Below are 13,568 nucleotides of genomic sequence, written 5' to 3'. Positions count from 1 at the left end.
ACGAGGGCTCCTCAGCCGGCCTTCGCCTTCCTGATCTCGTGCGCCACATCGACGAACGCCTTGAGCGCGGGGGATACCTGCGCGCGACTCGGGAAGTACAGGAACAAGCCCGGGACCTCGGGTGCGTAGGGCTCGAGGACCACACGAAGCTGCCCACGTGAAAGCTCGTCGGCGATCGTGGGTTCGAGCACGTAGGAGAGACCAACCCCAGCGACAGCGAGGAGCCGCATGAGCTGGAAATTGTTCGTCGTCACGGGGCCACGCACCGGGACGCGCCAGGTCTTTTTTCCCCGTTCGAGCTCCCACGCCCACGGCTCGCCCGCCGTTGCCCAGCGCATGCAGATGCAATCGTGCTGGAGCAAATCCGCCGGCTTTTGCGGAATCCCGCGGCGCTCGAGGTAGGACGGGGCGCCCACCACGACCAGGCGGGCCGGGGCCGAGAGCCGGACGTGCACCATGTCGCGATCGATGGATTCGATGAGGCGAATGCCCGCGTCGAACCCTTCGGCCACGGTGTCCACGAGACGGTCGTCGACGCGCACCTCGACCTCCACCTTCGGGTGCCGCTCCACGAACCGCGGGAGCAGACGCGCGAGCACGAGCGTCACGGCGGCAGTCGGAACGGTGAGCCGAACGCGCCCGGTCACTTCGCCGCGCCTCGCCTTGACCGTCTTCATGGATTCGAGCGCCTGGTCGATGGCGGGACCGGCGTTGTCGAGCAGGCGCTCACCCGCATCGGTCAGCACGACGCTGCGCGAGGTTCGCGTGAGCAACGTGACCCCGAGCCGCTCTTCGAGCTGACGAACCGATTGGCTCAGCGCGGACGTCGAGACGCCGAGATCCTTGGCTGCGGCCGCGTAGCTCAGGCGGCGCGCGACCGCGACGAAGGCGTTGAGGGCGTTGAGCGGAGCAAAGGCCATCGGAACGATTTCCTACACGCTCCCGCGGCCCCATGCCACTTCACGAACAGCGCGGAGGCCCGGTTCGTGTTGCGCGTTCGGTCGCTCATTTGCCGACGCGCGCAGCCAAGTGCGCGGGATAGCGCTCGCCTTGCACCTGGAGGTGGGCGAGAGCCTCTTCGATCTGGCGCAGATCCTCCGCAGTCAGCTCCACGGACGCGGCGCCCAGGTTTTCCTCGAGGCGATGCAGCTTCGTGGTGCCCGGGATCGGCACGATCCACGTTTTTCGGGACAAGAGCCACGCGAGTGCGATCTGAGCGGGGGTCGCTTTCTTGGCTGCGGCGATCCGCCCGAGCCGATCGACGAGCACCTGGTTCGCTTTGCGGGCTTCCGGCGTGAAGCGCGGGACGATGTTGCGGAAATCGTCCTTGGCGAAGGACGTATTCTCGTCGATCTTGCCGGTCAAGAAGCCTTTGCCGAGCGGGCTGAAGGGCACGAACCCAATGCCCAGCGCCTCGCACGCCGGGAGCACGTCCGCCTCGGGCTCACGCCACCACAACGAATACTCGCTCTGGAGCGCCGCGACCGGCTGTACCGCGTGGGCGCGTCGGATCGACTGCGCGGAAGCCTCGGAGAGGCCGAAGTGCCTGACCTTGCCTTCGCGGATGAGCTCCTTGACCGTGCCGGCCACGTCCTCGATCGGCACGTTGGGATCGACACGGTGCTGATAGAAGAGATCGATGCGATCGGTCCCGAGGCGCGCGAGGGATGCCTCGGCGACGGCCCGGATGCGCTCGGGCCGGCTGTCCATGCCCGCTCCAGGATCCCCGTCCTTGAAGCCAAACTTGGTCGCAATCACGACCTGGTCGCGCATCGGCGCCAAGGCTTCGCCCACCAGCGCCTCGTTCGTGAAGGGGCCGTAGGCTTCGGCGGTGTCGAAGAACGTCACGCCCTTCTCGAATGCCGCCCGGATCAGGCCGATCGCCTCCTGTTTGTCCAAGGCGGGGCCGTACCCAAAGCTCAATCCCATGCAGCCGAAGCCGATGTCCGAGACTTCGAGGCCACTGTTTCCGAGTTTGCGCTTGTGCATTGCTCTCCTCCTGTGCGGCGCTGGCGCCCGTCGTTGCGAGGAGAACGTAGATCCGCGCGCAGGCTCGTGAAACCGGCATGAACCGCATGGGCCGTTTAGGAAACCTTCACGATGGCGAACGGCCCGTGACTCGGGAGGAGAGGACGGCACCTGCTACTGCAACATCGCACTGGCCTCCTGCGGCATCACGAGCGCGAGGATCTCCTCGCCGCTCCGGGAGGAGAGCACGGCGTACGTCGCGGGGCAGAGCGACAGGATCTGCTCGAGCCAGGCGTCGGCCTCGAACGCCGAGAGTTCGTCGTGCGACGAGGTGATCCAGCAGAGCAGCCCGAGCAGCGACGACGGCCCCGCGAAGATCCGCAGCTCGCCCCGCCCGCCCTGAAAAATCCCGCGCTTCGCGGGGCCGCGGGCGAAGGAGACCGAGAGGCGCACGAGGCCCGCGGCCGGGTCGTACCCGAGGGCGAGCGTCGAGTCCACGGCGACGCGCCGCACGGCGAGCCCACCCGAAGGTGCCCCGTCGATCGGCGAAAAGCCGGCCTCGTGGAGGTGGTGCGCCGCTCGCCTACAGAGGTCGTCATGCTCCCGGTCCGTGTTGCAGTCCATGTCGAACTATAGTTGCAACTATGATGCGTTTGCAATATAGAAGCGCTCGCCATGATCAAGCTGCCAGAGCCCGGCCTCTACCGGACCACGAAACCCTACCCAGGCCAGGAGGAGGTGATCCCTGCCGGCGTGCTCGTGTACGTCGGCGTCGAGGACGGCGTCGCCTTCGTGGTGCGCCCCGGCCAGAACCGCCGGAATCGCTGGTTCTGGGGCAAACCCACGTACGTCCTTCGCTCCGCGGCCTGGGGCGAGACGCTGAAGCCGCTCCCTTCGGAGGGCTTCTACACGCTCCCCCACGACCTCACGCTCGACGGCGGCGGGCGCTGGCTGAAGAACGCCATCGTGCAGGTCGGATACAACGGCGAAGGGCGCGGCATCCTCTTCGTCGCCGAGGACCACGAAGGCGAACCGCGCAACGTGCTGGCGTTCTCGGACCGCGGGGTGCTCGTGAGCGACGAGCTGCTCGCGAAGCTCGTATGGGCGCCGATCCTGCCCGTGCGCAAAGAAAGCGGAGCGCAGGAGGAACGATCATGACGAGCCTCGTGGCCCTCCCCGCGGTCCCCTCTTCACGGCAGGACAGCTCGTTTCGCCTCGGCGGTGATCCCGACGTCCTCGCGTCGATCCACGAAGCTTCCGTGAACGTCGCGATCTGGGCGCGTCCGGTCCCGCCGGCCCTCGGGCCCGAAATTGCGACGTGGGCCGGCAAGAAGGACGCTTTCGAGGGGATCTTCGACGCGGCGGAGATCAAGGCGGGCCGGCCCTTCGACCCCGAGGATGACACGAGCCCGCTGCGCTCGGATATCGGGCGTCTGCTCCGGCGCTTCGCGGAGCTCACCCGCGTCCGACGTGTCCAGGTGTTTTTCGGAGCGATACGCCACGATCAATGCCGCAAGTTCCACGTGGACTACGTGCGCCTCCGCCTCGTGACCACGTACCTCGGGCCCGGGACGGAGTGGTTGCCGGAGGACGTGGTTCGTCGGGAGGAGCTCGCGCCGGCCCCGCTCGCGCCCGCGGAGGCCAATCGTCGGATCGTGCGGGATCCTGACAAGATTCGCCGGGCGAGCGCCGGAGACGTGGTGCTCCTCAAAGGAGAGCGATATCCAGGCACGGAACGGGCGGCGGTGCACCGGTCGCCGCCCATTCAGGAGCTTGGTCTCGCGCGTGTCGTGCTCATCGCGACGACGTACGACAAGAGATGATGGTGGTCGGCGTCATCGGACGTGCTGCGTGACCCAGTCGACGACCGAGCGATGTCGAGGGCTCCAACCAAGCTCGGAACGGGCCTTGTCGGCGCGGACGCGGCTGTTGGAGCCGAGCGCGAAGACGGCAAGCTCACGGCCCCATTTCGCGACCGCTGCCTCGGCCGGCCAGGACTGCGCCTCGCCAAGCCCGAGCGCCTTGCCGATCGCGCGGACGAGATCGCCAAACGAGGCCTCGCCGTTCTCGACATAGTAGAAACTGCCTGCCGGCGCCTTGTCGAGCGCGAGCAGATAAAGATCGACCACGTCGGCGATGTGGACGTTGGACCAGACGTTGAGGCCTCGCCCGATATAACGAGGAATCCCGCTCTCCTTCGCCTGCGCGACCAGAGGCGGAATCTGCACGCTCTGCGCGGGGGGGCCCAGCGTGTCGCCATAGATCAGGCTGTTGCAGAGGACGATGGTCCGCACGGCAGGCGCCGCGTCGATGATGCGCTGGTTCAACGCGACGCGGTGGACCTTGTCGGGCTCGGGTTTGACCGGGGTGTCCTCCGTGTAGATCGCGTCGGAGGGCGCGCCCATCGCCTCGTCCCCGACGATGCTGCTGCCGCTCGTGTGGAGGAAGGGTTTGCCCGATCCCGCGAGCCCGGCGAGCAGGGCCAAGGCGGCGCCGGCGTGATCACTGTCGGCCGCGTTGATGACGGCGTCGGCGGCCTTCGCCTCGGCGCTCAGCAACGCGGCATCGTCGAGCGTGCCAAACACGGGCGTGATGCCCTTCGCGCGGACGCCATCGCCCTTGGCCGTCGAGCGAACGAGGCCGCGCACGGCGTGGCCTCGGGAGGCGAGCTGCGCGGCGATCGAGCCGCCGATGTAACCACTCGCGCCAGTCACGAAGATCTTCATGCGACGTTCCTTTCCATGCAGGAGGATGGAGCCTCGGAGGCCTTTCGAGAATCCCAGCCGCGTGCACGGGATCTGTGAAGTTGGTTCACCGAACCGACGAGGACAGACTCGACGCGCGCCGCAGCGTCGCGTAGACCCACCCGGGGCAGAAACAAGATGGACAATCGCGCGGGCGAGATGCAGGTCTTCGTGCGGGTGGTGGAAGCGCGGAGCTTCTCGGAAGCCGCGCGCCAGCTCAGGATGACGCCGTCGACGGTGAGCAAGCTGGTCAGCCGGATCGAAGCGCGGATGGGCGTGCGTCTCGTCGAGCGTTCGACGAGGCGTCTGTCGCTGACCGACGAAGGACAGCTCTACTTCGAGCGGAGTCGCGCGCTGCTCGCGGAGCTCGAAGATCTCGAGCGCGAGCTCGCGCGAGGAGGCGCGCACGCGAGCGGGACGGTGCGTGTCAGCGCCTCGGTGGCCTTCGGCGCGCGCGGGCTCGTGCCGTTGCTGCCGGCGTTTTGGCAGGCGTACCCCGACATCGTCGTCGATCTGTCGCTTTCGGATGAAATCGTCGATCTTTACCTCGATCGCACCGACGTCGCGTTTCGCATCGGGGCGCTCACCGATTCGAACCTCGTCGCTCGCAAGATCGGCACGGCGCGGCGCCGAATCGTGGGATCTCCGGCCTACCTGAAGCGGCACGGGACGCCGCGGACCGTCGAGGATCTCGACCACCACAACTGCCTCGGCTTCAATTTCCGGCGGGCAGCGCCGGTGTGGCCACATCGGCAGGGAGGTCGCCTCGTCGACCGGATGGTGCAGGGGAGCCTGCTCGCGAACAATGGCGAGACGGTTCGCACGATGGCGATCGCGGGCGTGGGGCTGGCGCGATTGGCCGATTTCCACATCGATCCCGATATTGCAGCCGGCCGCCTCGTGGAAGTGCTGACGTCCGAGGAGCACAGCGACGCGGAAGATGTGCACGCGCTTCATCTCGGGGGCCAGCGCGTGCCCCCGCGGGTGCGCGTCTTTCTCGACTATACCGTTCCCCGGCTGCAAGCGTTCATGGCGGGGAAAGGGCGAGATGACGTCGTTCGACGAAGCAGTCAACCCCGAGCGACGAAGAAGCGCGTCGATCCGGCGTGCAGGTGATCCAATACCACCCAGCGCCTCTCCATATCGTGAGGCTGTTTTACCAGGCCAGAATCGACGACACGGTGCTCCTTGGGCCGCATGCTGCGTGCGCCCCGACGTGATCGGTGTCCGTGGATGTCCGAGGACCATTGACACCGCCCCCACCCCAAGCAACGCTCCAGCGCAAGGAAGGAGCACAGGAGGATCTGATGGAGTACAGGCAATTGGGTGGATCGGGGCTCAAGGTCCCGGTGTTGAGCTTCGGCACCGGCACCTTCGGAGGGTCGGGCGAGTTCTTCAAGGCGTGGGGTTCGAGCGACGTGGCCGAGGCGACTCGCCTCGTCGACGTCTGCCTCGACGCTGGATTGACGATGTTCGATTCGGCCGACATTTATTCGGGCGGGGCGGCGGAGGAGATCCTCGGGCGCGCCCTCCAGGGGCGGCGCGACCGCGCGCTCATCTCGACGAAGGGCACGTTCCGCGCCGGCACGGGCCCGAACGACGTCGGGTCGTCGCGAAGCCACCTGCTGCGCGCGGTGGACGCAAGCCTCGCGCGTCTTCGCACGGACTACATCGACCTGTACCAGCTCCACGGCTTCGATGCGGTGACGCCGATCGAGGAGGTGCTGAGCACGCTCGACACGCTGGTGAAGGCGGGGAAGATCCGCTACGTCGGCTGCTCGAACTTCTCCGGCTGGCACCTGATGAAATCGCTGGCCGTATCCGATCGCCACGGATGGGCGCGGTACGTGGCGCACCAGACGTATTATTCGCTGATCGGGCGCGATTACGAATGGGAGCTGATGCCGCTCGCGCTCGACCAGCGTGTCGGCGCCGTGGTGTGGAGCCCGCTCGGATGGGGCCGACTCACCGGGAAGATCCGGCGCGGCCAGCCGCTGCCGGCGACGAGCCGGCTGCAAAGCAAGGTCGTTGTCGATCACGGGCCGCCCGTCGAGGACGAGTATCTCTATCGCGTCGTCGACGCGCTCGACGTGGTCGCCGCCGAGACGGGCAAGACGGTGGCGCAGGTGGCGCTGAACTGGCTCCTGCAGCGGCCGACGGTCTCGACCCTCATCATCGGCGCGCGCAACGAGGAACATCTAAGGCAGAACCTCGACGCCGTGGGGTGGACGCTGGCACCGGAGCACGTCGCCGCGCTGGATGCGGCGAGCGTGGTGACGCCGCCGTATCCATACTGGCACCAGCGCGGGTTCAAGGAACGGAATCCGCCGCCGGTGTGACGAGACGCGCCCTCGACGGCTGGGACGCCGCCGACGAGGGCCTTCCCTGCAAGCCCAACGACCTGCTAATAGGTAGGACCCGTCTCCGCAGCGAGCTGGGTGAGCGCCTTCTCCCAGGTGGCGCCGCGCTCGTCATCCTGCCAGTTCGTGGCCACGCTATCGCCGCGGCTCACCTCCCCGATATGCGCCATGGCCTCGACGTGCGCGGGGCTGCCGACGAACTGGAACATCGCCTCTTCGTCCTTCCAAACGGTGAGCGTGCGCCCCACGTGGCAATGCGCGGAGCTGCCGAGACGGAACGCCACGAGCCCCGGCTGGCTCTGGAGCGCCTCGCCAATGGGGCCCACGAGCTCCTCGAACTTCGCTTCGGACGCCGGTGTGCCCTTCCGATGGATCCAGGTGCTGCTCACGATGTAGCTCCCCGGCGCAAGGTTTCCCTCGGCGTCGACCCCCGCGCCCTGAAGGGGAGAGGACCCGAAGTCTTGCTCCAGTTTGTCTCGCAAACAACCGTCGTCGCTCGTATCGGGGGGCGTCTGCGTGGGTGGCTCGGCGTCCGAGCCGCTGCACGCAAGCAGGGAAAAGGAAAGGAGAGCTGCTGCTACGAGGTTTTGTTTCATGGTGTGGCTCCTTTGAAGGGAAAGCAATCGCAGGGAAGTCAGCGCGTGGCGGGCGCTCCGGACCGAACGGTGCCGAAGAGGAGCGGCGAGAAGTCGCGGCCCAGGCGCTTCGAATGGAAGTCCTCGGCACGCGCGAAGATCCGAACCTCGACGTCCTCCGCCGCAGAGGCGGTGGACGTCAGCGTGGCGATCCAATGACGCGCGCCCGCCGAATCCCGCACGCGGAGATAAAGGTAGGATCCGGCGGACAGGCGCTCCTCGACGTGACCTGTGAAGTCGAACCTCGCCGATGGCCCGAGCGCATATTGCACCAGGGGGTTTTCGACACGCCGCTCCGAAAAGATCGTGGGGGCCGCCGCGAGCCCCGCGGTCAGCATCATCAGCGCGGCAAGGACCGTTCGTCGCATGCACGGAAGCTACAGGTCCTGCCGTTCGCCTCCGGTCCGAGCCGATGTACGGCGCGGGAGAGCGGATGAGCGGCACGCCCCGACCGACGAGCGGTCCTACGCCTTGCGGAGACCGGGCTCGTCCGTGAGGCCCAGCGCCGCTTTCACCGCGGGCAGGGAGCGCCGGCTCACGCGCGCGACCTGGCCATCGTCAAGCTCGACCTCGTGGATCCCCTCTTCGCTGCGCAGGGCCTTGACGCTGTCGATGTGGATGAGCTCCCCCCGGTGCACGCGCAAAAAGCCATGGGCGCGCAGCCGCTCCTCGAGCGTGGACAGCGGCTCCTCGGTGCAATGTTCGTCCTGGTCCGCGCGAAAGAGCGTGTATTTGTCGCTGCTCCAGAAACGCGTGACATCGCGGGCATCGAAGAAGCGAATGACCCCGCGCGTGAGGGTGACGATGCGCGTCGACGATCCCCCGCGGCTCGTCACCATGGAAAGGGCGCGGGCCGCAGCCTCCTTGGTCGCGAGGAGCCGCTGGCGCGCGCGTTCGATGGCAGCCTGGAGTCGCTCGGGGCGCACCGGCTTGAGCAGGTAATCGACCGCGTTCACCTCGAAGGCCTGTACGGCGTATTCATCGTAGGCGGTAATGAAGATGAGGGGCGGCAGGTCCGTGTACCGTTGCGCGAGCGAGAGCCCATCCAGGCCGGGCATTCGGATGTCGAGCAGCATGAGCTCAGGGCCCCGCATCTCGATCTGCCGAAGCGCTTCTTCCCCGTCCCCGGCCTCGCCCACGACCTCGGTGTTCGGGATGTCTCGCATGAGGCGAATCAAGCGGCGGCGCGCGGGCTCTTCGTCGTCGACGACCAGGATCTTCATGCCACCACGTCCTTCACGGGAATGGCCACGCGCGCGAGACAGCCTCCTCCAGGCGCCGCCGAGAGGGCGATCGCTCCCTGCTCCCCATAAAGCAGGCGCAGGCGTTTGCAGATGTCCTCCACGCTCGTCTGGCTCCCGCGGTGCGACGAGGCGAAGGGCCCGGGGCCATCGTCGAGCACCTCCAGGGAGACACGATGCCCTTCGTGCCGTATGCAGACGAGCACGCTGCCGCTGCGCCGGTGGGCCATTCCGTGCAGGATCGCGTTCTCCACGAGCGGCTGCAGGATGAGCGGCGGGACGAGGATTTCGGCGGCCCGCTCGTCGAGCTCAACCCGCGTGTGGAGGCGCGAGCCATACCGCGCGGACTGGATGGCCAGATAGTCGCGCACCATCTCCACCTCGCGCCGGAGCGTGACGAACCGTGTCTTCGAGCTGTCGAGCGCATACCGAAAGAGATCGGCCATGCGTTCGAGGGTGCGCTCCGCGAGCGCGGGGTCGTCGTGGATGAGGCTCGCCACGGTGTTGATGCTGTTGAAGAAGAAATGCGGATTCGTGCGGCCCTGGAGCGCCTTGAGCTGAGCTTCGAGCGCGGCCTGCCGTTCGAGCTGGGCCATGCGCTCGATGTTCTGGGCCTTGTTCCGCAAGCGCTGCACGATGAGCGCCGGAAACACGTAGAGCCAAGAGATGATAATACATTCGAGGACAAACTTGGGCAGATCGTAATGTCCCGGGACGATCCTCCTCTTGAAGGAGAGGACGAGCGGGCCGAGGAGGACCGGGACCGCGGTCGTGGCCGCGACGTGGAGCGCGCCACGCAAAAGTGGCGTGCGGAGGCGCGGCACCACCTTGGGCATGACCCCTACGTAGAGCACGTGGAAGGCAAACGAGTGGGCGAGGAAAGGAATGTAGATCCCCGCGATCCGCACGAGCGCGGTGTCGAGCGGGAGCGAGAACAGGTTTTTGAGGAGCAGCGGCGCGGCTGCGAGCGGCACGATCGGGTAGAGCCAGAGCATCTCGCGAGGCAGGAGATCCCCACCTCCGGGCAGGAGGATCTCGACACGGCTGCTCGGGCGGCTTTCGGAAGGCCTCCTCATACGAGGCGGAGCGTAGCGGGCCTCGCTTGCAGGGTTCAACCCGCCCCGGATGGATGGTTCCTCCGGGCCGATGAACGGCCGGCGGAAGGACTGCGGACCCGCGCCGTCAGCGCGGACGGGTGTGCTTCTCCGCCAGCAGCACGAGGATCCGCGTGAGCTCGGCGCGCTCCCCGGTCGAGAGCCGCGCGAGCCTTCGCCCGAAGGCTTCGTCGAGGATCGTGCGGGCCGCCTCCATCGCTTTGCGCCCCGAGGGGGTGAGCGTCAGGCGGAAGCGCCTGAGGTCGTCCGCCTCCGTCTGGCGCTTGACGAAGCCGGCCGCCTCCAGCCGCTTCACCATGAAGGTAATCGTCGGCTTGGGCGTGAGCAGCGCGCGCGCGAGGTCCGCGGGGTACGGGTGGTCGTCGAGCTTCCCGAGGAGGAAAAACTCCTTCATCTCGATCCCCTGCGCGCGCACCTCGGGCTCCACCTCGGCCATGACCCCCATGGTCATCTCGAAGTGGAGCGTCCAGAGCTCCCAGGGTGAAGGCTTTCCCATGTTCTCCTGCTTGCGGCTTGACAACGGAAACGGCGGCGTTACTAGTAGTTCAACCTTGAACTGTTCGGAACCGGAACCGTTCGGGTGTGGAACTTTTTTGGGAGGAGACGCGATGCCGCTCGATCATTACGTCACGCTTGGTCGCTCAGGTCTGCGGGTGAGCCCCTTTTGCCTCGGCGCCATGACGTTCGGAGAAGACCTCGGCTGGGGGAGCAGTGTCAAGGACTCCGAAGCCATCCTCGATCGCTACATCGAGCTCGGGGGCAACTTCATCGACACGGCAAACCTTTACACGAAGGGGCATTCGGAGAAGATCATCGGTGACCACCTCGCCCACGACCGCGAGAAGCGGGACCGGCTGGTGATCGCCACGAAGTTCAGCGCGAATCTGTACGTCGGGGATCCCAACGGCGGCGGCTCGGGCCGGAAGTCGATCGTCGCGGCCTGCGAGCAATCGCTCCGCCGGCTGCGCACCGACTACATCGATCTCTATTGGCTGCACAACTGGGACAAATTCACGCCGATCGAGGAGACCATGGCAGCGCTCCACGATCTCGTCCGGTCGGGGAAGGTCCGCTACATCGGCGTGTCCGATACGCCCGCGTGGAAGGTGGCGCAAGCGCAGCTCATCGCGCAGTTCCGCGGGTGGGCGCCCTTCATCGGGCTGCAAATCGAGTATTCGCTCCTGGAGCGGACGATCGAAGGGGAGCTGCTCCCCATGGCCGAGGAGCTCGGGCTGGGCGTGACGCCGTGGTCCCCGCTGAAGAGCGGGATCCTGAGCGGCAAGTACACGCGGGCAAACGCCGCCACCCTCAAGCCGGAGCGGCAGTGGGCCGCGGGGTTCCTCGACGAGAAGAGCTTCGCGGTGATCGACGAGCTCGAACGGATCGCCAAGGAGCTCGACACCACCGTCGCGCGCGTCGCCCTCGCCTGGGTGCAGGCCCGCCCGACGGTGACGTCCACGATCATCGGGGCGCGCACGCTCGCGCAGCTCGAGGACAACCTCAAGGCGCTCGACCTCAAGCTCACGCCGGAGCAAACGGCCTCGCTCGACGCGCTCACCAAGCCGAAGCTGAACTTCCCGGCCGATTTCATTGAACTGGCGCGGATGATCCAGGCCGGGGGCACGACGATCAACGGGCACCCCTCGCAGCTCATCCCCTTCGGCGTCACGAAGAAGGGCGATCACTACTGACGAAGGCGGACGGAGGGGGCGCGTGGTCCCGCGGGCCGGCGCCCCCTACCTGAGCTCGACCCTCCTGCCCGTATCCTCACCCACGAGCACCCAGCACCCCGCCTTTTCGTCCCAGACGACCCGCCCAGGGTCGTCCCTCTGCGCTTTGCCCAGCAAGCGGGCGTCGCGCGGGCTTCGGGTGACCTCGTACACCTGACCGTCGAGGTCGAAAAAGGCGACGGCCCCGTCGGCGCGCACGCCATGGCCGCCCTTTCGGAGCGTCGGCGGGCTCCCCGGCACCTCGATGGGCGGCTCGGGCAGCGTCCCTGGCTTCACGAAGGCCACCCCCAGGTGGTTGTTTTTCACGCCGATCAACGCGAAGTAGCCGCCTTCGAGCGCGATCACCTGTTCGATCTTCTCGAGCGAGACCTCCCCCACGCGCGCCGTGGCCACGTCCGCCGCAGGCGCGGCATACGCGATGTGCTCGACGGCGCAGCGCTCCCTGGGCCCGTCGCAGCCGACGAACAGGGTTTCCTGCCGGTTCGAGACCGACGCCTGGAAATGCATGGCCATGTAATCGTGCGAGACCACGAGCGCGCGATGGGCGGGCTCCCAGCGGGCGAGGCGCCAGGCGCCAGAGACGAGCAGCTCGTCGTCCGGCAGGAGCGCCAGGCGGACGGAGATCCAGTCGGTGCCGTGGGTGTTGATACCCGCGAGCCAGGGCCCGACCTTTCCATCCTGGAGGCGGACCGCGGCGACCGAGAAGTTGTCGACCGCAAAATAGGCCGTGCGCTCGCTCGGCGCCTTGCCCGTGCAGCAAGCCACGTCGACGACGTTGCCGTCGAGCTCGAAGACATCGAGGAGGCGCTCGCCCGCGAAGCGCCAGACCCGGTTGTCGTCGCCGCCGCCGGCGAGGATGCCGGTGACCGGATCGAAGGTGACCGCGCGCTGATCGCGGGCGATCCCCCTATGTCCCGCTCGATACCCGTTCATCAGCACGGTCGAATCAAAGACGTACTCGTACGACGGCTGGGAGACGCGGTGGATGTCGATCGTGTCTCGGTTGCTCGCGACGGCGACCTGGTCGGGGCGCCCGGGCATGGGGAACACGTCGTTGGAGCCGCCGCCTACCACGTGGCTCTCTCGGGAGGTGATGTCGAGAAGGTTCACATACGCCCCGGCCATCGCAACGCGGGCGCCGTCGGCCGAGAAACGCATGCGGGAGGGGGGAGCGACATCGGGGAACGAAGCGAGGGGGGCGAGCGACGGGAACGAGACGACCTCGACGCGGGCCTTTTTGTCGTCGGGTTTGCCGATGGCGTAGGCGATCCTCGTGCCGTCGGGGGAGGCGGCGACATCGAGCACGGGCGGCGGCGCGAGGCGGGCGCGCATGGCGAGGGTGCGCGTCTCGTGGAGCCAGAGGCCGGTGGGGCTCGCCACGACGAACCACGTCCCGTCGCCCACCGGCGCGACGCTCCGCGCGGCGTGCGGGACGAAGCCGAGGGCGCCGTCCTCGCCGGGGAGGACCGCGCCGCGCAGGGCGCGCTCGAAGTCGCCGTCGACAGGGAGCGTCGACGGGTCGCCACGCGTGCCGCCGCGGCGCTCGGCGAGGAGGAGGGGCGCGGGCGTGCCCTCGGGGAGCGTCTCGGGGAGGGGCAGCCGAGGCGCCGGGCCGAGGGGGATGGGGCGCTGCCTGATGGGGCGCTCGGTCCACGGGCGCTCCTTGCGGCCGCAGGCCGAGGGCCCGGCGAGGAGGGCGAGGCCCGCGAGGGCGCAGAGCAGGCGGGCGGCGTGGTTCATGCGCGACGGACGATAAGCCACGCCTGTGGCGGCAG

The 13,568-nt window shown here is 67.6% G+C and carries 15 protein-coding genes; 5 read left to right on the top strand and 10 right to left on the bottom strand.

Going from position 1 to position 13,568, the window contains the following annotated elements:
- Positions 1-11 precede the first annotated feature (11 nt).
- The 3 genes from POL67_RS05250 to POL67_RS05240 all read right to left on the bottom strand — a co-directional run bounded on the left by POL67_RS05250 (position 12) and on the right by POL67_RS05240 (position 2,592).
- On the bottom strand, positions 12-920 hold the full coding sequence (locus POL67_RS05250; protein ID WP_271915943.1) for a LysR family transcriptional regulator: 909 nt from the start codon (positions 918-920) through the stop codon (positions 12-14).
- An 85-nt stretch (positions 921-1,005) separates the two neighbouring features.
- Positions 1,006-1,989, bottom strand: coding sequence for an aldo/keto reductase (locus POL67_RS05245; protein WP_271915942.1), 984 nt, complete (start codon positions 1,987-1,989; stop codon positions 1,006-1,008).
- A 153-nt stretch (positions 1,990-2,142) separates the two neighbouring features.
- On the bottom strand, positions 2,143-2,592 hold the full coding sequence (locus tag POL67_RS05240; protein WP_271915941.1) for a hypothetical protein: 450 nt from the start codon (positions 2,590-2,592) through the stop codon (positions 2,143-2,145).
- Positions 2,593-2,643: 51 nt separating this feature from the next.
- On the opposite strand from POL67_RS05240, the gene POL67_RS05235 reads away from it, so the two are divergent.
- Both POL67_RS05235 and POL67_RS05230 read left to right on the top strand, forming a co-directional pair.
- A complete protein-coding gene (locus POL67_RS05235; protein WP_271915940.1) occupies positions 2,644-3,126 on the top strand; it encodes a hypothetical protein in 483 nt (160 codons plus the stop codon).
- A complete protein-coding gene (locus POL67_RS05230; protein ID WP_271915939.1) occupies positions 3,123-3,791 on the top strand; it encodes a DUF1826 domain-containing protein in 669 nt (222 codons plus the stop codon). Before POL67_RS05235 ends, POL67_RS05230 begins: the two co-directional genes overlap by 4 nt.
- A gap of 12 nt (positions 3,792-3,803) precedes the next feature.
- On the opposite strand, the gene POL67_RS05225 is transcribed toward POL67_RS05230, so the two are convergent.
- Entirely contained in the window at positions 3,804-4,694 is an 891-nt protein-coding gene (locus POL67_RS05225) for an NAD-dependent epimerase/dehydratase family protein (protein ID WP_271915938.1), read from the bottom strand.
- Between the two features lie 156 nt (positions 4,695-4,850).
- Between POL67_RS05225 and POL67_RS05220 the strand changes: the two genes are divergently transcribed.
- The gene (locus POL67_RS05220) at positions 4,851-5,828 is read left to right on the top strand and encodes a LysR family transcriptional regulator (RefSeq protein ID WP_271915937.1); all 978 of its coding nucleotides are present in this window, start codon (positions 4,851-4,853) and stop codon (positions 5,826-5,828) included.
- 191 nt (positions 5,829-6,019) lie between these two features.
- On the top strand, positions 6,020-7,051 hold the full coding sequence (locus POL67_RS05215) for an aldo/keto reductase (protein ID WP_271915936.1): 1,032 nt from the start codon (positions 6,020-6,022) through the stop codon (positions 7,049-7,051).
- Positions 7,052-7,116: 65 nt separating this feature from the next.
- Here POL67_RS05215 and POL67_RS05210 read toward each other — a convergent pair whose 3' ends face one another.
- The 5 genes from POL67_RS05210 to POL67_RS05190 all read right to left on the bottom strand — a co-directional run bounded on the left by POL67_RS05210 (position 7,117) and on the right by POL67_RS05190 (position 10,559).
- Positions 7,117-7,668 carry an antibiotic biosynthesis monooxygenase family protein gene (locus POL67_RS05210; RefSeq protein WP_271915935.1) on the bottom strand — a complete coding sequence of 184 codons (552 nt, stop codon included), beginning with the start codon at positions 7,666-7,668 and terminating at the stop codon, positions 7,117-7,119.
- Positions 7,669-7,706: 38 nt separating this feature from the next.
- Positions 7,707-8,075, bottom strand: coding sequence for a hypothetical protein (locus tag POL67_RS05205; RefSeq protein ID WP_271915934.1), 369 nt, complete (start codon positions 8,073-8,075; stop codon positions 7,707-7,709).
- Between the two features lie 96 nt (positions 8,076-8,171).
- Entirely contained in the window at positions 8,172-8,930 is a 759-nt protein-coding gene (locus POL67_RS05200; protein WP_271915933.1) for a LytR/AlgR family response regulator transcription factor, read from the bottom strand.
- A complete protein-coding gene (locus tag POL67_RS05195; protein WP_271915932.1) occupies positions 8,927-10,024 on the bottom strand; it encodes a sensor histidine kinase in 1,098 nt (365 codons plus the stop codon). The genes POL67_RS05200 and POL67_RS05195 overlap by 4 nt, the downstream gene beginning before the upstream one ends.
- 106 nt (positions 10,025-10,130) lie before the next feature.
- Positions 10,131-10,559: a MarR family winged helix-turn-helix transcriptional regulator gene (locus POL67_RS05190; RefSeq protein ID WP_271915930.1), complete on the bottom strand. Its 429-nt coding sequence runs from the start codon at positions 10,557-10,559 to the stop codon at positions 10,131-10,133.
- Between the two features lie 112 nt (positions 10,560-10,671).
- Here POL67_RS05190 and POL67_RS05185 point away from each other — a divergent pair, with 112 nt between their 5' ends.
- Positions 10,672-11,754 (top strand): aldo/keto reductase, encoded by a 1,083-nt coding sequence (locus POL67_RS05185; protein WP_271915929.1) that lies wholly within the window; start codon positions 10,672-10,674, stop codon positions 11,752-11,754.
- Positions 11,755-11,799: 45 nt separating this feature from the next.
- Here POL67_RS05185 and POL67_RS05180 read toward each other — a convergent pair whose 3' ends face one another.
- Positions 11,800-13,533 carry a WD40 repeat domain-containing protein gene (locus tag POL67_RS05180; protein WP_271915928.1) on the bottom strand — a complete coding sequence of 578 codons (1,734 nt, stop codon included), beginning with the start codon at positions 13,531-13,533 and terminating at the stop codon, positions 11,800-11,802.
- Positions 13,534-13,568: the final 35 nt, after the last annotated feature.

Source organism: Polyangium mundeleinium (assembly GCF_028369105.1).
GTDB classification, from domain to species: Bacteria; Myxococcota_A; Polyangia; order Polyangiales; family Polyangiaceae; genus Polyangium; species Polyangium mundeleinium.
Note: the sequence above shows the minus strand (reverse complement) of the source record. Positions and strands in the feature narration are given on the sequence as shown.

Excerpts from the sequence above, each read along its gene's own strand:
- POL67_RS05245 (WP_271915942.1), bottom strand. The coding sequence starts at position 1,989 with ATGCACAAGCGCAAACTCGGAAACAGTGGCCTCGAAGTCTCGGACATC.
- POL67_RS05230 (WP_271915939.1), top strand. The coding sequence starts at position 3,123 with ATGACGAGCCTCGTGGCCCTCCCCGCGGTCCCCTCTTCACGGCAGGAC.
- POL67_RS05225 (WP_271915938.1), bottom strand. The coding sequence starts at position 4,694 with ATGAAGATCTTCGTGACTGGCGCGAGTGGTTACATCGGCGGCTCGATC.
- POL67_RS05240 (WP_271915941.1), bottom strand. The coding sequence starts at position 2,592 with ATGGACTGCAACACGGACCGGGAGCATGACGACCTCTGTAGGCGAGCG.
- POL67_RS05185 (WP_271915929.1), top strand. The coding sequence starts at position 10,672 with ATGCCGCTCGATCATTACGTCACGCTTGGTCGCTCAGGTCTGCGGGTG.
- POL67_RS05190 (WP_271915930.1), bottom strand. The coding sequence starts at position 10,559 with ATGGGAAAGCCTTCACCCTGGGAGCTCTGGACGCTCCACTTCGAGATG.
- POL67_RS05235 (WP_271915940.1), top strand. The coding sequence starts at position 2,644 with ATGATCAAGCTGCCAGAGCCCGGCCTCTACCGGACCACGAAACCCTAC.
- POL67_RS05215 (WP_271915936.1), top strand. The coding sequence starts at position 6,020 with ATGGAGTACAGGCAATTGGGTGGATCGGGGCTCAAGGTCCCGGTGTTG.
- POL67_RS05210 (WP_271915935.1), bottom strand. The coding sequence starts at position 7,668 with ATGAAACAAAACCTCGTAGCAGCAGCTCTCCTTTCCTTTTCCCTGCTT.
- POL67_RS05195 (WP_271915932.1), bottom strand. The coding sequence starts at position 10,024 with ATGAGGAGGCCTTCCGAAAGCCGCCCGAGCAGCCGTGTCGAGATCCTC.
- POL67_RS05220 (WP_271915937.1), top strand. The coding sequence starts at position 4,851 with ATGGACAATCGCGCGGGCGAGATGCAGGTCTTCGTGCGGGTGGTGGAA.
- POL67_RS05180 (WP_271915928.1), bottom strand. The coding sequence starts at position 13,533 with ATGAACCACGCCGCCCGCCTGCTCTGCGCCCTCGCGGGCCTCGCCCTC.
- POL67_RS05205 (WP_271915934.1), bottom strand. The coding sequence starts at position 8,075 with ATGCGACGAACGGTCCTTGCCGCGCTGATGATGCTGACCGCGGGGCTC.
- POL67_RS05200 (WP_271915933.1), bottom strand. The coding sequence starts at position 8,930 with ATGAAGATCCTGGTCGTCGACGACGAAGAGCCCGCGCGCCGCCGCTTG.
- POL67_RS05250 (WP_271915943.1), bottom strand. The coding sequence starts at position 920 with ATGGCCTTTGCTCCGCTCAACGCCCTCAACGCCTTCGTCGCGGTCGCG.